This window comes from Bifidobacterium sp. AGR2158 (assembly GCF_000424225.1).
GTDB lineage: Bacteria > Actinomycetota > Actinomycetes > Actinomycetales > Bifidobacteriaceae > Bifidobacterium > Bifidobacterium anseris.
The window spans coordinates 374,618-393,895 of record NZ_AUJM01000011.1 but is presented as its reverse complement, the minus strand read 5'-3'; the positions used below and the strand labels follow the sequence as shown (position 1 = coordinate 393,895).

Genomic DNA, 19,278 nt, shown 5'->3' with positions numbered 1-19,278 from the left:
GACGGCGCCTCACTGGCCGAGACGGCGGTAGTCGGAACGGTCGAAATGCTCCCAGATGAGCAGCGCGACGCCGATGAGCACACCGAGCGCGCAGATGAACATGGCCATCTGGAACCAGCGGATATGGCCGAAATACCAGCAGCAGGCGCATATGATGAGCGCAAGCGTCCACAGGATGATGCCGAAGATGAATGCCTTGCGAAGATCCACCTGCACCGGTTTCGGCATGGGACGCCGGGCATGCGGATCGATGATCGGGGCAAACTTCATAAACCTCAACCTTAATACAGGTGGGGACACGGCGAAGTCATTCTCAGGGCTGATTCGCGCGGTGTGGGGCGCGCCGGCGCCCAAGGCAATCGCGTACAATGGGGGCGTTCGGACGGACGGCAGAAAGGAACGCGCGTGTACACGATCCACCCGGTGCCCAAACGCTACGCGTGGGGATCGCGCGACAGCCTGCAGCGGATGTTCCATCTGGATGGCGCCGACGCGCAGGGACCGCTCGCCGAAATGTGGTTCAGCGGACATGCGCAGTCGCCATCGATAATCGACGTGCCGGACGACGGCGTGACGCGTCCGGTGGCGCTCACCGACATGATCGCCGGCGACCCCGATGCGATGGTCGGCGCGCGCGGCGTCGCCGAATTCGGCCCCGAACTGCCGTTCCTGTTCAAGACGATCGCCGCCGACGAACCGCTGTCGCTGCAGGTGCATCCGGTCGATTTCCAGGCGCGCGCGGGCTTCAACATGGAAAATCGGCACGGTATCGCCCTCGACGCGCCGGAACGCTCATTCAAGGACATGAACGCGAAAAGCGAGATGGTCGTCGCGCTCGAGCCATTCCTCGCCTCGGTCGGCTTCGCAGCGCACAGCTTCGCGCTGCGCAATCTGCAGCTGCTGCGTTCGCCGGTCGCGCAGCGCATGGCGCAGGCCTTCGCATCCGGGGGCCGGCGCGGCGACGACTCCCTCACCGTCTTCGCACAGGCCGACGCGATGATGCCGGTCGCCGCGACGGTCTGGCCGGAATCACGCAAACGCATCTTCCGTGCGTTCCACACGGCGGTCACGGCCGACGCGAGCGATCCGGACGAACTCATCGACGATCTGATGCAGGCGGCCGCGCAGGCGCCGCATGCACGCAACGCGATGGCCTTCGACTTCGCGCTGCGCGCCGCACGTGCGTTCCCCGGCGACACGAGCGTGCTCGCGCTGCTGATGATGAACCCGGTGCGGCTTGACGAAGGCGAATCGGTGTTCCTGCCGACCGGCGTGCCGCACGCCTATATATACGGTACCGGCGCCGAGATCATGACGAATTCGGACAACGTGTTGCGCGCCGGTATGACCGTCAAGCACAAGGACATCCCCAACCTGCTGCAATGTGTCGACTGCCGGCCATCGACGCCCGTCAACCCCTCCGATGCGCGGCTTGGCGCGCTGCTCATGCGCGACGTCGTGTTCTACAAGCCCGGCGTCAACGAATACGTGCTCGCCTACGGCCACGTCGGCGCCGGTGAGCCGTGGCCGATCGTCGACCGGCTCGCCGTGCGCTACGACGCGCTCGTGCAGCAGGTGCGCGGCCGCGGCGTCGTGCCGCACGCCGGACCGCGCGTGCTGCTGTGCACGCAGGGGGAGGTCGTCTGCACGACCGAGACCGGCACGCGCACGCTGCGTCAGGGGGAGGCCGTGTTCATCCCGGCCGCCGACGGCTGGGTGCGCGTCGGCGGCGAATCGGGCTCGTATCTGATGGCGTCGACGCCGTTCTAAGCCACCCACAAATCGCCGATGCCTCACGAAACACCGGCGTTTCGTGAGGCATCGGCGATTTCAGGGTGCGACTAGAGCCGTTCGACGACGTAATCGATGCAATGCACGAGCGCCTCGACGTCCGAAGGCTCGACGGACGGGAACACGCCGATGCGCAGCTGGTTGCGGCCGAGCTTGCGGTAACCGGAGACATCGACGATGCCGTTGTCGCGCAGCGCGGCGATGACGTTCGCCGCCGGCACCGACTCGTCGAGATCGACGGTGACGACCGACTGCGAACGCGCGGCCGGGTCGGTGACGAAGGGACGCGCATAGGAGGAATGCTCGGTCCAATGGTAGACGATGTCCGACGAACGGCGGCAGCGTGCCGACGCCCACGGCAGGCCGCCGTTCTCGTTGAGCCAACGCACCTGCTCGTTGAGCAGCACGAGCGTCACGAGCGCCGGCGTGTTGAGCGTCTGGTTCTTGCGCGAATTGTCGATCGCCGACGTCAGTGACAGGAACGGCGGAATCCAGCGGCGCGCACCCTCGAGGCCCGCGCTGCGGCGCACGCCCTCAGCGCGTTCAATCGCGGCAGGAGAGAGGAGCGCCACCCACAGGCCGCCCTCGGAGCCGAAGGCCTTCTGCGGGGAGAAGTAATAGGCGTCGGTCTGCGAGACATCCACCGGGATCGCGCCGGCCGCGCTCGTCGCGTCGATGCAGATGAGCGCACCCTGCTCGCGCGAGCCGTCGATGCGGTAGACGGGGGCCTGCACGCCCGTTGACGTCTCGTTTTGCGCCCAGCAGTAGGTGTCCACGTATTCGGTGCGCTCGGGGACGCAATAGGTGCCCGGTTCGCTTTCGAACAGAATCGGCGGCTCGAGGAACGGCGCCGACTCGACCGACGCGGCCATCTTGCCGCTGAACGAGCCGTAGACGCCGCAGGCGGCCTGACGCGTGATCAGCGATGCGCAGATGATGTCCCAGAACGCGCTCGCGCCGCCGTTGCCGAGCACGACCTCGTAGCCGTCAGGAATCGAGAAGAAGGACGCGAGGCCCTCACGGATCGAGCCGACGATGTCCTTGACGGGGGCCTGACGGTGGGAGGTGCCGAGCACGGTGAGTGCGGCACGGTCGAGGGCCTCGATCTGCTCTGGGCGGATCTTGCTCGGGCCGGAGCCGAAACGGGCGTCCTCGGGAAGCATTGACTGCGGAATCGTGATTGTGTCCATGGCTCCCAGCGTAGCCATAGCAAAGGAAAACAGCGGCGTGCGGGGCGCTTGGTGGACATCGGCGTGGATGTTGTGGGTCGGTTGTGGGTTGGTTGGTCGACTGGGGCAACGGATCGGGACGTTATGGGTAGGTTCGTTGACGTCGCCGACGGATCTGGACACGGATGAGACAGGTGACGGGGTGGATGGGCAGTTCTCTGTACATGTATGCACGCGTACGGGCATAGGTGTGGGAGATGTGCATCGGTAGACGGGGATATGTGTGGGACATGTGGTGGAGCGACTTTGAAATGTGAAGATTTGATGGGTTGATATTCGCTTAGGGGAAAGGCGGAATCGCTTACTGCCGACACGGTTTTGACGAATCGTGCCATCGGTCGGCGGTGTCCGTGGAAACGCGGAAGCGTCACGGTTTGGCATTTTGATGATGTACCCTGAATTTTTGTGAGTCGAACGCACGCACGCCGTGCACGCAGTTGAGCAACGTTGAATAAGGAGTGATTTACGTATGAGGCATGCTGCCCACGCGACCCGCAAGGGTGCAGGCGCTATAGCCCTGACGAAGTCCCTGTTTACCACGAAGCACGGTGCGCATTCCGCCGAATCGGTCTACGCCAGCAAAGCCGCTGGCGGCGAAGTGGACGGCCTCGATCCGGCGCTTGCACGCAAACTCAATGAGGTGGCGCCGTTGACGCGTCGCTCGATCCGTGAGTCCGCGCGAGCCGCGCAGCGCCGCAACACGATCCTCGCGTCCGCGTCGCTCGCGGCGCTCGTCGGCACGGCGGCCACGTCGATGGCCTTCATGAAGACGGACGACGAGATGCTGCCGCTCGCCGAAGGCACCGAGACGACGCAGACGCTCGACATCGCGCGCGTCACCGACGCCGGCGCCTCCCGTTCGGACGTGCGTGAAGCGATCGATGGTCAGGAATCGACGGCGGTCACCGGCAACTGGAACCTCGGCGAGACGAACGCCGTCAAGGACACGGCATCGCTGACGACCGCGAAGGCGTACAACGACAAAGTCTCGAAACTCGTCGACAAGGACGAGGAGCAGCTGCCGGCAGGCTTCGATGCGAATCACGCGACCGGCGACACCGGCAACGCCTACCCGTGGGGACAGTGCACGTGGTGGTCGTACGAGCGTCGCCATCAGCTCGGCCTGAGCACCGGATCCCACTTCGGTGACGCGCGCAGCTGGGGTGCCTCGGCGCAGGCGCTCGGCTACTGGGTCGACAATCAGGCGCGCGCCGTCGGCGATGTGCTCGTGTTCGCCCCCGGTCAGGAAGGCGCGCATGGCTACTACGGCCACGTCGCAATCGTCGAAGCCGTCAATCCAGACGGGTCGATCCGCATCTCCGAATCGAACGTCGAGGGTCTCGGCGTCATCTCCCAGCGCGAATTCACGGCCGAGCAGGCGAAGACCTTCACCTATATCCATTACTGACGCCGACGTCCACGCCTCGCCGACGTCACCCTTCCGGCGTCGTCGCAGTGGGGTGACATCGGTTGCATATGCGTCGATCATGGCGTACGAAGCGAAAAACCGCGCTATATCATCAAAGATTGAGATAACGATTGCATTCGGCGTGTCGCAAGTGACGGCAATAAGTTTCGAGAAGTCGTCCCCTGAACGGCGCGTCGAGCATGTGCTAGCGTAGAGGGTGATGAAAAAGATGAAACGTGCTATTTCGATTACTACCGCTGCAGCACTCGCCGCATCCCTGCTTGTGGGTGCGCCTGCGGCTGTCGCAGATGATGCAGCGTCGAGTTCGAATTACGTCGTCTCGACACGCTCATTCCCCAAAGTAAACACGGCGAAGACCAACTTCTTCGCCGAAGCCACCTCCACGAACGTCGACGAGGACTCCAACTGGGGTGGCCTGGAGAGCATGAATGTTCCTCAGACCAAGTCGACCGCGGAGAAGGAGGCCGAACAGAAGGCCAAGGAAGAGGAAGAAGCACGCAAGCAGGCGGAAGCGGAGGCTGCGCGTCAGCAGGCCGAAGCCGCCGCACGTGAACAGGCCGAGGCCGCTGCGAGCCGCAGCCAGGAACGTGAACCGGTCGTCGAAGAGGCGCCGGCCGCGCAGCCCGAAACGCCGAGCGTACCCGTGCCGACGAGCAAGAACGGACAGGCCATCGCCGACTTCGCATCGAAGTACGTCGGAGCGCCGTATGTCGCGGGTGGCACAACGCCCGCCGGCTGGGACTGCTCCGGCTTCGTCATGTGGGTGTTCGGCCAGTTCGGCATCTCGCTGCCGCGCACGTCGGGCGCTCAGGCCACTGTCGGCACCGCCGTGCCGAGCCTTGCGCAGGCACAGCCGGGCGACATCATCGCCAACGGCATGCACGCCGCGATCTATGTCGGCAACGGCATGGTCGTCAACGCGCTCAATCCTGCCCAGGGTACGCAGATCACGAGCCTCGCCGTCTTCTCGGGCGGCTACTCCATCCGTCGCGTGCTGTAATCCCAATCCCCACATTTCACTTTTCTCGAGGGTGCGCGGTTCTCCGGAACCGTGCGCCCTCGTTTTTGTTTGGTGGGGCGATTCTTCCGCGGGTTGGGTGTTGGTTCGCGGGTCGGATTGTCGATCGGTTCGAGGGAGCTGCCCGCGGAGAGGCTGATTTGCGGGTCGGATCGTTGACCGCGTCGATGGAACGGTCTGTTGCGGGTCGGATTGTCGGCCGGCTCGAGGGAGCTGCCCGCGGAAGGGCTGATTTGTGGGTCGGGTTGTCGATCGGGGCGACGAAGTGACCCGCACCAAGCAGGGGAGAAGCTGTCTCGCGCGCGGAGCACGCGTAACGAGGGGTGGCTTTTCGGCTGATAAGGTAGGTGCCGATGGAAAACCACGGTATTCTTGAACGTGGAAACCAACCGAAGAGAAGGTTGTGCTGGGCAAGGAGGTCTCTGATGGTGAACGACAACACGATTTTGGTGGGCGTCGACGGGTCGCACGCGAGCTACAAGGCGACGTGGTGGGCCGCCAACTATGCGAAGCACGTCGGGCTGAGCCTGCAGATTGTGTGCGCATATTCGCTGCCGAGCTACGCCGCCGTTTCCTTCGACGCAACGTACACGGCGATGGGGGACGACAACGCCGCACACAACGACGCGCAGGAGATTCTGTCGAAGGCGAAGGCGATCGCCGACGAGCAGGGCGTCGACGCGCAGACGCTCATCGTGACCGGTGATCCGTCGTCGGTCTTCGTCGAGCTGTCGCGTAACTACAACCTCATCGTCATCGGCAACCGCGGCAAGGGCGGCCTCGCCGAACGCCTGCTCGGCACGACGAGCTCGAGCCTGCCGGCCTACGCGTACTGCCCGATCGTCGTCGTGCCGTACACCGACGACAAGGGCAACCTGATGCATCTCAACAACGTCATCACGAAGGTCGCGGTCGGCTCCGACGACACGAAGTGGGGCATCCGCGCGCTCGAGCTCGCCGCACAGTTCGCGCATTCGTGGGGCGCGCAGCTCGACGTGATCACCGTCGTGCCGTCGAGCACGAACCTCGCCGACGACGAAGTGCGCGGCAAGTTCGAGGACGAGCTCGACGCGCGACTCAAGCCGATCCTCGCGAAGTATCCGGAGCTCAACGTGCGCAAGAACATCGTCGCCGGCAACGCCGTCGAAACGCTGACGAAGGCGAGCCGCGACCATGACATCGTCGTCGTCGGCTCGTGCGGCCGCGGCGGCTTCACCGGCCTGCTGTTCAACTCGACGAGCCAGGGGCTGCTGCAGCATTCGGTCTCGCCGGTGCTCGTCGTGCCGCGCAAGTTCGTCGAAGCCGAGGAGCAGCGCGCCGAGCGGGAGGGTGAGCCCACGGCGACCGTCACGCTCGACGAACTCGTCACCGAAGTGCCGGTCGACCGCGCCGACGAAGATGTCGAGCGGCAGATCGAGATAAAGATCGATCCGAAGGCCGCCGACTACCACGACGACAAGCAGAACGACTGATTGATTAATCGACTGATCGACGAAAGGGCGGCCGCCGCACCCGCGAGGTGCAGCGGCCGCCCTTTCGTTCGTCGTATGCGTATGCGGACGCGCTCAGCGGCGTACTTCGATGTCCATGCGCACCGGCGTCTCCTGCTCATAGGTGTGCATGACGGTGCAGCCCTTCTCGATGTGCGCCTTGACGCGCTTCTTGAGCTTCTCGACGTCCTCTTCGCTCAGGTCGGCGTCGGTTGCGTCGATCATGACCTGCTCGTTGAAGTTGATGTAGGAGTCGTTGTCGGCGTCGTAGGTGCCGTCGACGACGATTTTCGCGCCGTGGCCTTCGCCGAGCGCGTGCTCGATCGCGAATTCGCTCGACAGCGCCGCGCAGCCGGCGAGCGCGATCTTCACTAGATCTCCCGGCGTGAACTGGCCGCGGTCATGGCCGAACTTGATGTGGGCGCCGTCGTCGCTGAACGCGTCCCACGAGCCGTCCTTGTTCTTCTCGACCCACAGTCGCTTGCTCATATGTACCTCTTTTCCGCGGCGGTTGCCGCTGGCCTTGGTCAAGCACATTCTAGGTGCGTCCATGCCCCGCCGTGTCGCCGTGGCGGCTCCGGCGCCGCGGCCGCGCGGGAATGGAAGGTCAGAAGTTGCGGTTATCATGGCCAACCATGCCATTGACTCAGCAAGACCTTCAGCGAATCCGTGAACAGGACGTGCCGTCGCGCCCGCACACCGACATCCCGATGCCGTACGAGGACCTGCTGCGCAGGATCCTGATGGAGGGCAACCTCAAGAACGACCGCACCGGCACTGGCACGATCTCGCTGTTCGGCCAGCAGATGCGCTTCGATCTGGCGAAGGGCTTCCCCCTGCTGACGACGAAGCGCGTGTTCTTCAAAGGCATCGCCTACGAGCTGCTGTGGTTCCTCAAGGGGTCGAGCAACGTGCGTTGGCTGCAGGAGCACAACGTGCACATCTGGGACGAGTGGGCCGACGAGAATGGCGACCTCGGCCCGGTCTACGGCGTGCAGTGGCGCAGCTGGCCCGCGCCGACCCCCGAGGATCCGAACCGCACGATCGACCAGATCTCGAACGTGCTTGACCTGATCCGCAACGACCCCGACTCGCGTCGCATGGTCGTCAGCGCATGGAATCCGGCCGAGGTCGAGCATATGGCGCTGCCGCCGTGCCATGCGCTGTTCCAGTTCTACGTCGCCGACGGCCGTCTTAGCTGCCAGCTGTACCAGCGTTCGTGCGACATGTTCCTTGGTGTGCCGTTCAACATCGCGAGCTATTCGCTGCTGACGATGATGATGGCGCAGCAGGCGGGGCTTGAGCCGGGCGAGTTCGTCTGGACCGGCGGCGACTGTCACATCTACGACAACCATGTCGATCAGGTGCTCGAGCAGCTGTCGCGCGAACCGTATCCGTATCCGCGTCTCGAGATCCGCAAGGCCGATTCGCTGTTCGACTACGACTACGACGACTTCACGATCGTCGACTACCGATACCATCCGACGATCAAGGCGCCGATCGCCGTCTGAGCCTCGCCGCCGCAGCGGGGCCGGGCGTCGTCGGGATTGCATAGACTGGTGACCCGGTTACTTACGTTCAAGGAGACGAAATGGAGCATGATAGTAGCCGCAGTGGCTATCACGAACCCGTGCCCGGTCTTGCCGGGCCTACCGAAAATGAGTTCGAGGATGACTGGGGTGACGACTACGCCAAGACCTTCTCGATCAATCTGATCTGGGCGCAGGCGAACGACAAGGACGGTCGTTCAGGCGCCATCGGATACAAGGGGACGATGCCCTGGCATCTTCCCGAGGATCTTCGCCGCTTCAAGGCGCTCACCGTCTCGCATCCCGTCATCATGGGGCGCAGGACCTGGCAGTCGCTCAACCCGAAGTTCCGTCCGCTGCCAAACCGCGACAACATCGTGCTCACGCATGACCGCGGATTCCGGGCGCCGGGTGCGACCGTCGTGTGCGACGTCGAGGAGGCGCTCGATCTGGCCCGTCAGGAGGCAATCCCCGACGACGGCCTCGACCGCAGCGAGATCTGGGTCATTGGCGGCGCGCAGCTCTTCGAACAGATGCTGCCGATCGCGTCGAAGATCTATCTGACGCAGATCGACGCCGAGGTGGACGCGGACACCTACGCTCCCGACTTGGACAAGGCGTTGCGCTCCGGTGACTGGGAGATCATAGAACGCACCGATTGGATGCGTCCGGAACATGCCGACGGCGGCATCCGTGGCTACCGTTACGTGACGCTTGAGAATCAGCGTGCGAGCGAGGAAACACCAACCGAATGAGATGAACGGCCGTCGAAGCGGCCGATGTGAGGGATAGGAACGTGAAGAGGACAGAGATGAAGCCATACACCGTCATGACCGTGTGCACCGGCAACATCTGCCGTTCGCCGATGGGGGAGATCATCCTTCGTTATGAGTTCGCCAAGCGCGGTCTGTCCGACCGTGTGCGTGTCGAATCGAGCGGCGTCAGCGACGAGGAGTACGGCAATCCGATCGACCGTCGCGCCGTCAAGGTGCTCAAGGAGCGCGGCTACGAGATTCCGGCGCAGCATTTCGCGCATCGTATCACGCGGCAGGAGATTGACGACACTGACCTGTTTCTGCCGATGACCGCTTCCCATATGAATGCGCTGATGCACATGCTGCCGCTGAGCAAGCGCAGCGACGTACACATGTACCGTAGCTTCGACCCGGCGCTGCCCGATCCGCAACCGGGCCGCGAAGGCGAGATTGATCTCGTTGATCCGTGGTACGGCGGCATGCGCGAGTTCGAGACTGCGATCGACCAGATCGAGGAGGTCGCCCCGCACATCGCCGACTACGTCGAGCAGCAGCTCGACAACGAGCGACGCTGAGCATCCCGCCGCGAACATAAACGGCGCCGATGACGAAGCCGGGCGGTGCACGATTCTTCGTGCGCCGCCCGGCTTCGTTCGTCTACTGTGCCGATACCCGGCTGAATCAGGCGTCCTGCTGCTTCCACGTTTCGACGTCGATGTGGTGCTCCGGATTCGCCTGCCATGCGTTCCACGCCGACTCGACGATGTCGTCGACGTCGTAGCGCGCATGCCAGCCCATCTCCTCGTTGATGCGCTTCGGGGAGCCGATGAGCTGCGGCGGATCGCCGGCGCGGCGTGCCATGACCGTCTCCTTGAACGGCAGACCGGTGACCTTCTTCACTTCGTCGACGATCTGACGCACCGACGTGCCTTCGCCGGTGCCGACGTTGAAGACGTCGTACTTGCGCTCGTCGCGGTCGAGGTACTTGAGCGCTGCGAGATGCGCGTCGGCGAGGTCGGAGACGTGGATGTAGTCGCGGATGCACGTGCCGTCCGGCGTTGGGTAGTCGTCGCCGAAGATCGCGGGCGCCTTGCCTTGCTTGAGACGGTCGAACAGCATCGGGATGAGGTTGAGGATCGCCGGATCTTCGAGCTCGACGGGGCCGCAGCCGGCCACGTTGAAGTAGCGCAGGCCGCAGAAGCGGATGCCGTAGGGCTGTTCGCAGGCGCGCGCCATCCACTCGCCGAAGAGCTTCGTCTGGCCGTAGGGGTTGATCGGGATCATCGGTTCGACGTCCTCGGGGACGACGTCGACCGGCGGCTCGCCGTAGGTGGCGGCGGAGGAGGAGAAGACGAGCTTGTGCACGCCCGCCTCCTTCATGCCTTCGAGCACGTTGAGCATGCCGTTGATGTTCTGCTGGTAGTACCACAGCGGCTTTTCGACGGATTCGCCGACCTGCTTGCGCGCAGCGAAGTGGATGACGGCGTCGACGTCCTCCGCCTTCATAATTTCGGCGAGACGTTCGCCGGCGCCTGGCGCGGCGATATCCATGCCGTAGAGATGTGCCCCGCCGATGCGGTCCGGCTTGCCGTAGCTGAGGTCGTCGACGACGACGACGTCCTCTCCGGCCTCGTGCAGCGCGTGGACGACGTGCGCGCCGATGTAGCCGCAGCCGCCAGTGACAAGAACAGTCATGTTGAGCCTTCCTTCGACAGGTAGAACATCACGATATTGGTACTTTTTTTGTCGCAATGTTCGTTTATGTTCGGTTACAGTGTATCACTTGAACACTATCGCACAAAATTAGCGACTTCGGTGTGTTGCGGCCTGCGGCGCTCGCGTACGCCTGAGCTGGGCGGCCTGTGCGCCGTGCGGCCTTCTTCAGTCTATGACGTGGCCTGACGTTGCCGGCTGCGGTTTCGCGGCGCGTGCCGGCCGCCGATACAGGTCGCCGCATACACTGTGGGTATGGCTCAGCAGAACATCGAGAACATCGAGGGCAACGCCGAGGGCGTCGTCGAAGACAACGTCGAGGCGACCGTCGGCGAGGGCAACGTCGAGACGGCGCAGACGGTCAATCCGCTCCACGGCAGGAAGGTGCTCTCCTTCGTGCGCCGCTCGGCGCGCCTCGACGCGCGGCTGCAGCGCGCGATGGACAATCACGCGGCGCGCTACGTCCTCGGAGACATCGCCGAGGAGGGCAGGCTCGACCCGGCCGAAGGCTTCCGCTTCACCGGCGATTACGTGCGCGACCATTGGGGTTCCGCGGCACCGCTCACCGTCGAGATCGGCAGCGGGCAAGGTGAGAACGTCGTTGCCGCGGCCGTCGCACATCCCGAACGCAACTTCCTCGCGCTCGAGGTCTACGAGCCGGGCGTCGCGCACACGGTGCTGCTCGCGGCCAAGCATGGGCTGGAGAACCTGCGGATCGCGCAGATCAATGCGCCCGAGCTGTTCGCCGTCATGGAGCCCGGCGTCGTCGACGAAGTGTGGACCTTCTTCCCCGATCCGTGGCCGAAGATGCGGCACCACAAGCGCAGGATCGTACAGCCCGAGCTTGCCGCCGACGTGCGCGACGCGCTCGGCGAGGGCGGCGTGTGGCGCATCGCGACAGACATCGAGGACTACGCGCTGCATGTGCACGAGGTCATGGATGCGCGTACTGATTTCGAGAACGGCGGCGGCCTGACGGTGAGCCTGCCGACCGCGCATGTCGGCAAGGGCAACGCCGCGGAGGCGCAGGCGCTGCCGCACGCCGATTTCATGGAGTCGCCGCGCTTCGACGGCCGCGTGCTGACAAACTTCGAGCGCAAGGGGCTCGACGCGGGCCGCGTCATCCACGACTTCACATATCGCCGCGTCTGAGGGTCCCGAATTTGGGGGCTTTCGGGTGCGACACGCCGATGCTTGCGCGATGCGACGATTCGTGTAATATCAATTGAGTTGTCGAAAGCCCCCTTCGTCTAACGGTTAGGACACCAGACTTTCAATCTGACAACGAGAGTTCGACTCTCTCAGGGGGTACCATTCAGAAGCCTTGGAATTGCAACGATTCCAAGGCTTCTTCGCTTCTGTGGTAACGACGCAGCAACGACTGTGCAACGACTGTGCCAGCCCAGTACCAACCGCCGGCGCCGCTCCGGCGGCCGCGCTACGCTGCCGGCGTGTCGGGATGCGCGGCGTTCACATGCGCCTAGGATGGCCAGATGAACGGATGAACGATGGTCGCCGGATCCGGCAGACGGAGTCGACGGCCGTGAGGAAACGGAAGGTGGACGCGATGCGGCGCTGTACACGTTGCGGCAGCGAAATCAACGACAAGGCGAAGGTGTGTCCGGTGTGCGGGATGCCCGTCGACGAGGAACGCGCACATCTGCGGCGCATGGTCGTCATCATGCTCGTCGCGGTCATCGTCGTCGCGGCGTTGCTCGTGCTGCGCTCAAGGCAGCTGAGCGCCGGCGCCGACGGGCTCGCGGTGCCCGTATCCACCGTCGGAATCGTCTCCATGTATCCGCTGATGTAGGGCGGCTCGTGTTCCCGGAAAACGGCCGAACGATACCCCCTCGTGGGGCTATAACACCGGCGCATGATACGCTTTGCGTATGGGAAAGTGCAAAACGTTGACCGTCAACGGGACTCCGTATGACGTGCTCCGGCTGCTTGGCAGAGGCAACGGGGGATATTCGTTCCTTGTGCGCTCGCAGACGCATCCGCCGGTGCAGTACGTGCTCAAGCAGATCCACTATGGGCCGTACGACTACTACCAGTACGCCGACAAGATGCAGGCCGAGATCCGCGACTACCGCAAACTGCGGGAGTTGGGCGTCAAGCTGCCCGCGATGCTCGACGTTGACCTCGACCACGACCGCATCCTCAAGGAGTACGTCGATGGCCCCACGATTTACGAGCTCGTGCTGACCGACCAGATGCAGGACGACTACCTCGACCAGATCCGCCAGCTCGCCAAGCGTCTGGCCGCACGACACATCAACATCAACTACTTCCCGACGAACTTCGTCGTCGAGGACGGCGTCGTGCATTACGTCGATTTCGAATGCAAGCCGTACAAGGACACCTGGGACTTCGAGAACTGGGGCGTCAAGTACTGGTCGAAGACGCCCGAGTTCCTCACCTACGTCGCCGACCACATGCCGCAGGTCGTCAATGCGGCGCAGGAGCGGCAGTAGCGGCTGCGCGGGCGCGAGTGACCGAGACGTGCCTCCGTCGCTTCGGCGCGCCATGCGATCGACGAACTATGCAGGCGGTGAAGAAGCCGTGTACGCGACTTGCGGCCCGCAACCGCGCCGGATAGACTGGGCGCGGGTCGTCCCAGTGAAGCGACGACCAGTTTGCAAAGGAGCAAGACCATGGTCTACCGCATGATTTTCAACCAGACTGCCTACTTCGGACGTGGCGCTATCAACGAGATCCCGAAGGAGGCGAAGTCGCGTGGCTTCCACAAGGCGTTCATCGTCACCGATCCCGTCCTTGTCTCCAACGGCACCGTCAAGAAGGTGACCGACGTGCTCGACGAGGCCGGCATCCCGTACGAGATCTTCGACGACGTTCAGCCGAACCCGCCGGTTGAAAATATCCAGCATGGCGTCGAGGAGTTCAAGAAGTCCGGCGCCGATTTCCTCATCGGCCTCGGCGGCGGCAGCCCGCAGGACACCTGCAAGGGCATTGGCATCGTCGCCGCGAACCCCGAGTTCTCCGACGTGCTTTCGCTCGAGGGCGTCGCCGACACGAAGCATCCGAGCGTGCCAATCTTCGGCGTGCCGACGACAGCCGGCACCGCCTTCGAGACGACGATCAACTACGTTGTCACCGACACGGCAAACAAGCGCAAATTCGTCGCCGTCGACCCGCACGACATCCCCGTCGCCGCCTTCGTCGACCCGGACCTGACCGACGACATGCCGCGCGGCCTGAAGGTCGCCACCGGCCTCGACGCGCTCACGCATGCAATCGAAAGCGTCATCACGCCGGGCGCATGGAGCCTTTCGGACGCGCTGTCGATGCAGACGATCCGCATGATCGCAAACAACCTCGCCAAAAGCGTTGAGGGGGACAAGGACGCCGGCGAGCAGATGGCCTACGCGTCGTATATCACCGGCATGTCCTATTCGAACGTCGGCCTTGGCCTCGTGCACGGCATGGCGCATCCGCTCGGTGGGCGCCTTGGCGTCGCGCACGGTGTCGCCAACGGCATCCTGCTTGCGCCGGTCATGGCATACAACAAGGACTATTCGGGCGAGAAGTACCGCGACATCGCCGATGCCTTCGGCGTCGAGGACGCCTACACCGGCGATCTCGAGCATGTGCGCGACGAGGCCGTCGAAGCCGTCGCCAAGCTGACGCGTGACCTCGGCAATCCGACGACGATCAGCGAGGTCGGCGCGACCGAGGAGGACATTCCGGCGCTCGCCGCCGACGCTTTCGCCGACGTGTGCACGCCCGGCAACCCGCGCAAGGCGACCGAGGAGGACATCCTCGAGCTCTACCGCAGCCTCATGTGATTGATTCGTCGATGATCACAGGTTGATCTTCGCAATACCGCCGCGCAGAACCTCAGGGTTCGTGCGGCGGCACTGTTTTACCGCTTTACCGCCAGACGAAGGGGGCGCCCCCGGCGCCGACCTCGAAGAAATACTGCGCGATGCCCAGATCGGTGCGCGTGTATGGACCGATGCCGGGGTCGGCGGCGACGGTGCGCCCGTCGGCCTCGAGACGGAACATGAACCGCTGCTGGTTGAGCGCGCTCGGCGCGAGCAGCGCCGCCTCGACGCCACGCTCGAACCACGTCGGCACGGCGATGCCTCCCTCGACCGAGGCGACCTGTCCGTAGGTCTTCGAACGCGACGGCTTGCCGTGCGTCACGCCGTGGCCGACGGCGATCGCGAAGCGTACTTTGTCGTCGGCGTCGAACGCCGCATGCCGTGCCGCCTGATGCTTGCTGAACGACAGGCCGACCCAGCAGGTATCGAGTCCCAACTGCACGGCGCGCAGCAGCACATGGGCGCCCCAGTAGCCGCAACGCCGCTCCCAGTCCTTCGTCTGGTCGGTGGCGATCGCCACATAGTTGCGCACGTTCCTGAACATGCCGTAGTGCAGCAGCGCATTGCCGAAGGCGTCCGGCTCGTCGGTGACGAGCCGCATCTCGATGCCTCCCTCGGTCTCGAGCCTGCCGATGAGCGCGCGCAGGTCGTCGCATGTCGGCGTGTCGATCGGTTCGTCGGTGTATGCGCGCACCGCGTGCCGCCTGTGCATCGCCTCGAGAAGATCCACCGATGCTCCTTATCTGCCATGTGTTCTGCCATGTGTTCTGCCGTGTGTCGTATCGCCCGCTGCGCCGTGTCGCTGCTGCGGTATCCGCGATTCCCATCCGCACTGCGGACATCCTCTCGTATTATCCGCCGCACCGATTCCGCGGCCGCCGGCGTTCCACCTACGGTGAACGCGGCAGTCCGTCGACTACAGCACGGCGAAAACGCCGTCGTTCCAACGCTTATGCATGTCGACGAAGCAGGGTTGAGCGGGGAGGAAACGTGCCGGTAATACGTCGTTTCGCATCGCGAAATGCGCAGCCTGCAATGCTGGGGAAACGAACGGCAACCCAAGCGTGCTTCGGCGCACAGCTCAGCCCGGCAGGGCGGAAACGGAGGCGGCAGGCTCACCACAGGCTTTCCCTTTGCGAAGAACATACTCGAGGTGCCGCGGCATGGCGAAGGTCATGCCGCGGCGCTTTAATTTGCGCCGCGCATCGCCTGCGCCGGCTAGAGTGGAGACATCCGCGCCGCCGACGAAGGAGTGCCGATGCGCCTGTCCGCACTGAGAATCCGCAACCACAGCCGCGTGGCCGACCTCGATATCGAGGTGCGCGACCACCTCGTCCTCGTCGGCACGAACGAATCGGGAAAATCATCGATTCTGCGCTGCCTCGACCTGCTGCTCGGCGCGCCGCGCGCACGGTTGTACGCGACATTATCCGCAGCCGACGTACGCGAGCCTGCGCATCCCTTCGTCGTCGAGGCGACGCTCGTCGGCGCCGATCCGGCCGTCTTCGCCGTGCCGGATGTGACAGCTGCGGCAGCTGCGGCGGACACGGCGGACGTCGTGCGGCTGCGTCTCGACGTGGCCGTCGGCGACGACGGCGAGACGATCGACATCCGCAGGCGCGTCCTGACGGGTGACGACGACGGCGTTGAGCTCACAGCCGCGCAGATCGACGCGATCGGATGGACGATGATGGCCGACGACGCCGACGCGCACATCGGCGACCCGCCGATGCTGCGTCGCCTGTTTGCGACGCTCGACCTCGACGGCGAACGCCGTGCGCTCGTGCAGGCCGAACGCCACGCCGACGGCGTGCTGCGCCGCTCCGAGACATTGCGCACATTGCGCGAACAAATCGCCGGACAGCTGACGGCGGCGCTGCCGGGACGCTACCGCGGCGACGACCTCGTGTTCGTCGCCGACGCGCGCGAGCGCGACCCCTTCGACCGTGTGCGCCTGCAGCTGCGCGGCCCGCACGGCCAGCGCGACCTCGGCGCGCAATCGGGCGGCCTGCGTGCCGTCTTCGTCGTCGCCCTCTTCGACCTGCTCAACTGTGACGGCAACCGTGACGGCGGCAGTAACTGCGGCGGCGTCATCGGACTCGACGAACCCGAGACACATCTGCACCCGACGAGCCAACGCAACCTCGCGCGGCTGCTCGCGCGCGGCCCGAGCCAGAAGATCATCGCGACGCACGCGCCCGACATCATCGGCGAATTCGAACCCGACGAGATCGTCGTCGTGCGCGCCGACGACGTCGTGCAGCCGCGACGCGACTTTCTCGACGACGACGACAAGCTGCTGCTGCACATGTGGGTGCGCGACCGTCTCGAACCGCTCACGGCGGAACATGTCGTCGTCGTCGAAGGCATCACCGATCGCGTGCTGCTCGAACACTGCGCCGACGTGACCGGACGCAACCTCGACACCTACGGCGTCGTCGTGCTCGAAGCGGGTGGCTGCCGCGAGATGCCGGCATGGAGCCGCGTCTTCGGCGACCGCGGCTTTCAGGTGCCGCTCACGCAGCTCATCGACGCCGACGCGGCAGACGCAATCGCACACGAATACGGCGTGCGCGTCGATGATTTGCCGTCGCGGCACGTGTGGGTGTCCCATCCCGACCTCGAAGGAGAATACGTGCGTGCGCTCGGTGCGAACGCCGCCTTCGACGCACTCGCGCAGGGCGGTTTCGGCCGCGGCGAGCTCGAACAGATGCGTCGCAAACGCGTCGACGGCACGCTCGACGAGGCCGAAGTGGCGCGATTCTGCAGGACGCGGGCGAACAAGACGCGCGCTGTGCTCGCCGTCATGCCAGCGATCGACGCGGCCGTCGCGCGCCGCATCGCGAGCGTGCAGCGGCTGCTCAACGACGTCGTGCGCTGAGCGGGACGCCGCGCAGGGCAAGCCGAGTAATCTGGACGATAGGATGCGCCGCGTGCACGGTGCCGCCGACCATCGAGCGCGGCGCGCCATCATAAATCACGTCATATCAACAACGTAACCAGGGGATGCCATGACGATGAACGACGGACAGAAGCCGCAGCGGTCGCGCGCCGTCGTCTACACCGATTTCGACGGCGTGCTCAACGCCTTCGCGAACGCCGACGCACGCGCGGACGCTGAGACGACGTTTGCTTTGGACGGCGAGGCCGTCGTGCCGGCGGGCAGCATGGCCTACCCGGTGCATTGGTCGCGTGAGCTCGCCGCGGATATGGTCGCGCTCGCGCACGACGGCACAATCGAACTCGTCTGGCTGTCCACATGGCAGCCGTACACGCCGGCGCTCAACGCGACGCTCGGCTGGGACGGCCGTGACGTGCGCACCGCGCTGTGGTACGACCCGGTCACCGGCACCGGCTTGCGCGATGGCAAACTGCGCGCCGTCGTACGCAGAATCGGCATCGAGGATGATGCGATGACGCCGACGCCGATCGTGTGGATCGACGACGAGGAGTGCACGGTGCGCGCGAAACAGGTCATCGAATCGGCGGGTCCGCTGTTCCCGGTGCTCGCCGTGCGTCCCGACTCGCGCATCGGCATCTCGCGACGGCAATGGCGGCTCATCCGCGAATTCATCGACGATCCGATGGCGTTCCCGACGGTCGCGCTCGACGTCGAACCCAGCGTGATCGAACGGGAGGCTCATTGGGGACTGTGAGCCGTCGGTGAACGTCGTGCGCACATCGGCGGGAGCGGGTTGACCGCCCGCGGCGCGTTCCTATAATTGGTGGCAACACACCGGCTTGCCATGCCGGCTTGCATGATGAAGGTGGTGATTGCCATGGCACGACTGTACCGTTCCGGCTACAGCAGACGATGCGGCAAACGGCGGTATCCCACCCGCGAGGACGCACTGCTCGCGCTCGCCTCCTGCAAAGGCTCCGCCAACGGCAGACGCGAGGAATGTCGCGCCTATCCGTGTCCGCAATGCTCGGGTTGGCATTTGACGAGCATCGCGAACGCCGAAGGACTCGCGCACAAGCACGCCGATCTGTGCCGCATCGGGAGCACGGCGCAGAAGATCGGTTTGCGCGTGTGCGCGCCGATGCGGTGGAACGCCGAGGAACGTGCGCTGTTCGTCTCGGCTACGCTGCATGCGCTCGATGGCAGCGGACTGCCCGTGCGCGCATGGGAGGAGACGTGGCTGTGGCGGGCGCTGCGCAACCGCGTCGAACAGGTGGAACGTTTCGTCTACGACGGCGTCTTCAAGCATGTGCGACCGCTGGCGCAGACGATGGCGCGCGCACGCCAACTCAACGCCAACGACTGGGCGACGCCGCGGCAGACGCTGCCGCTCGCGCGCGGCTTCGGCGAGGAATGCAACGCGTGGGATTCGCCCGCGCGCCTGTGGATCGTCGCCGCTGCGAGCGTGTGAACATCCGCGCAGACGTCTTCGCGATCATGTCGGAGGCGGACCATGTCCGGGATGTTCGCGGGCGGCGACGCCGCGATCACGGTGGAATCCGGGCGCGGCATTGGCG

The 19,278-nt window shown here is 64.7% G+C and carries 19 protein-coding genes and 1 tRNA gene; 15 read left to right on the top strand and 5 right to left on the bottom strand.

Translation table 11 applies throughout. The features are described 5' to 3' along the window. Nucleotides 1–9 precede the first annotated feature (9 nt). Nucleotides 10–270 (bottom strand): hypothetical protein, encoded by a 261-nt coding sequence (locus G606_RS0102050; RefSeq protein ID WP_026644594.1) that lies wholly within the window; start codon nt 268–270, stop codon nt 10–12. Nucleotides 271–405: 135 nt separating this feature from the next. Here G606_RS0102050 and manA point away from each other — a divergent pair, with 135 nt between their 5' ends. Then, on the top strand, nt 406–1,770 hold the full coding sequence (gene manA / locus G606_RS0102045) for a mannose-6-phosphate isomerase, class I (RefSeq protein ID WP_026644593.1): 1,365 nt from the start codon (nt 406–408) through the stop codon (nt 1,768–1,770). Nucleotides 1,771–1,841: 71 nt separating this feature from the next. On the opposite strand, the gene serC is transcribed toward manA, so the two are convergent. Beyond that, the gene (serC, locus tag G606_RS0102040) at nt 1,842–2,981 is read right to left on the bottom strand and encodes a phosphoserine transaminase (RefSeq protein WP_026644592.1); all 1,140 of its coding nucleotides are present in this window, start codon (nt 2,979–2,981) and stop codon (nt 1,842–1,844) included. Nucleotides 2,982–3,489: 508 nt separating this feature from the next. Here serC and G606_RS0102035 point away from each other — a divergent pair. The 3 genes from G606_RS0102035 to G606_RS0102025 all read left to right on the top strand — a co-directional run bounded on the left by G606_RS0102035 (nt 3,490) and on the right by G606_RS0102025 (nt 6,939). Beyond that, nucleotides 3,490–4,428, top strand: coding sequence for a CHAP domain-containing protein (locus tag G606_RS0102035; protein WP_026644591.1), 939 nt, complete (start codon nt 3,490–3,492; stop codon nt 4,426–4,428). A 229-nt stretch (nt 4,429–4,657) separates the two neighbouring features. Then, nucleotides 4,658–5,449: a C40 family peptidase gene (locus G606_RS0102030; protein ID WP_026644590.1), complete on the top strand. Its 792-nt coding sequence runs from the start codon at nt 4,658–4,660 to the stop codon at nt 5,447–5,449. A gap of 443 nt (nt 5,450–5,892) precedes the next feature. After that, the gene (locus tag G606_RS0102025; RefSeq protein ID WP_034523362.1) at nt 5,893–6,939 is read left to right on the top strand and encodes a universal stress protein; all 1,047 of its coding nucleotides are present in this window, start codon (nt 5,893–5,895) and stop codon (nt 6,937–6,939) included. Nucleotides 6,940–7,032: 93 nt separating this feature from the next. Here the strand turns inward: G606_RS0102025 and G606_RS0102020 are convergent, their stop codons facing one another. Further along, nucleotides 7,033–7,446 carry an OsmC family protein gene (locus G606_RS0102020; RefSeq protein WP_026644588.1) on the bottom strand — a complete coding sequence of 138 codons (414 nt, stop codon included), beginning with the start codon at nt 7,444–7,446 and terminating at the stop codon, nt 7,033–7,035. 221 nt (nt 7,447–7,667) lie between these two features. Between G606_RS0102020 and G606_RS0102015 the strand changes: the two genes are divergently transcribed. From G606_RS0102015 to G606_RS0102005, 3 genes are all read left to right on the top strand, one after another. Next, nucleotides 7,668–8,468, top strand: coding sequence for a thymidylate synthase (locus G606_RS0102015; protein ID WP_196799991.1), 801 nt, complete (start codon nt 7,668–7,670; stop codon nt 8,466–8,468). An 80-nt stretch (nt 8,469–8,548) separates the two neighbouring features. Beyond that, on the top strand, nt 8,549–9,241 hold the full coding sequence (locus G606_RS0102010; RefSeq protein WP_026644586.1) for a dihydrofolate reductase: 693 nt from the start codon (nt 8,549–8,551) through the stop codon (nt 9,239–9,241). A gap of 56 nt (nt 9,242–9,297) precedes the next feature. Then, nucleotides 9,298–9,816 (top strand): low molecular weight protein-tyrosine-phosphatase, encoded by a 519-nt coding sequence (locus G606_RS0102005; RefSeq protein ID WP_034523358.1) that lies wholly within the window; start codon nt 9,298–9,300, stop codon nt 9,814–9,816. Between the two features lie 106 nt (nt 9,817–9,922). Here G606_RS0102005 and galE read toward each other — a convergent pair whose 3' ends face one another. Next, nucleotides 9,923–10,936 (bottom strand): UDP-glucose 4-epimerase GalE, encoded by a 1,014-nt coding sequence (galE, locus tag G606_RS0102000; protein ID WP_026644584.1) that lies wholly within the window; start codon nt 10,934–10,936, stop codon nt 9,923–9,925. A 273-nt stretch (nt 10,937–11,209) separates the two neighbouring features. On the opposite strand from galE, the gene trmB reads away from it, so the two are divergent. The 5 genes from trmB to fucO all read left to right on the top strand — a co-directional run bounded on the left by trmB (nt 11,210) and on the right by fucO (nt 14,760). Continuing rightward, a complete protein-coding gene (gene trmB / locus G606_RS09530; protein ID WP_081663880.1) occupies nt 11,210–12,106 on the top strand; it encodes a tRNA (guanosine(46)-N7)-methyltransferase TrmB in 897 nt (298 codons plus the stop codon). 87 nt (nt 12,107–12,193) lie between these two features. Then, nucleotides 12,194–12,268: transfer RNA gene (locus G606_RS0101990), tRNA-Glu, on the top strand. 253 nt (nt 12,269–12,521) lie between these two features. Then, nucleotides 12,522–12,764 (top strand): zinc-ribbon domain-containing protein, encoded by a 243-nt coding sequence (locus G606_RS11295; RefSeq protein ID WP_231371377.1) that lies wholly within the window; start codon nt 12,522–12,524, stop codon nt 12,762–12,764. A 79-nt stretch (nt 12,765–12,843) separates the two neighbouring features. After that, nucleotides 12,844–13,428, top strand: coding sequence for a protein kinase (locus tag G606_RS0101980; RefSeq protein ID WP_026644582.1), 585 nt, complete (start codon nt 12,844–12,846; stop codon nt 13,426–13,428). 180 nt (nt 13,429–13,608) lie between these two features. Then, nucleotides 13,609–14,760: a lactaldehyde reductase gene (gene fucO / locus G606_RS0101975; protein WP_026644581.1), complete on the top strand. Its 1,152-nt coding sequence runs from the start codon at nt 13,609–13,611 to the stop codon at nt 14,758–14,760. 85 nt (nt 14,761–14,845) lie between these two features. Here fucO and G606_RS0101970 read toward each other — a convergent pair whose 3' ends face one another. Beyond that, on the bottom strand, nt 14,846–15,529 hold the full coding sequence (locus G606_RS0101970; RefSeq protein ID WP_026644580.1) for a nitroreductase family protein: 684 nt from the start codon (nt 15,527–15,529) through the stop codon (nt 14,846–14,848). A gap of 528 nt (nt 15,530–16,057) precedes the next feature. Between G606_RS0101970 and G606_RS0101965 the strand changes: the two genes are divergently transcribed. From G606_RS0101965 to G606_RS09525, 3 genes are all read left to right on the top strand, one after another. Beyond that, a complete protein-coding gene (locus G606_RS0101965) occupies nt 16,058–17,680 on the top strand; it encodes an ATP-dependent nuclease (protein ID WP_026644579.1) in 1,623 nt (540 codons plus the stop codon). Nucleotides 17,681–17,810: 130 nt separating this feature from the next. Beyond that, the gene (locus tag G606_RS0101960) at nt 17,811–18,455 is read left to right on the top strand and encodes an HAD domain-containing protein (RefSeq protein WP_034523357.1); all 645 of its coding nucleotides are present in this window, start codon (nt 17,811–17,813) and stop codon (nt 18,453–18,455) included. Nucleotides 18,456–18,578: 123 nt separating this feature from the next. After that, nucleotides 18,579–19,172, top strand: coding sequence for a hypothetical protein (locus tag G606_RS09525; RefSeq protein ID WP_034523356.1), 594 nt, complete (start codon nt 18,579–18,581; stop codon nt 19,170–19,172). Nucleotides 19,173–19,278: the final 106 nt, after the last annotated feature.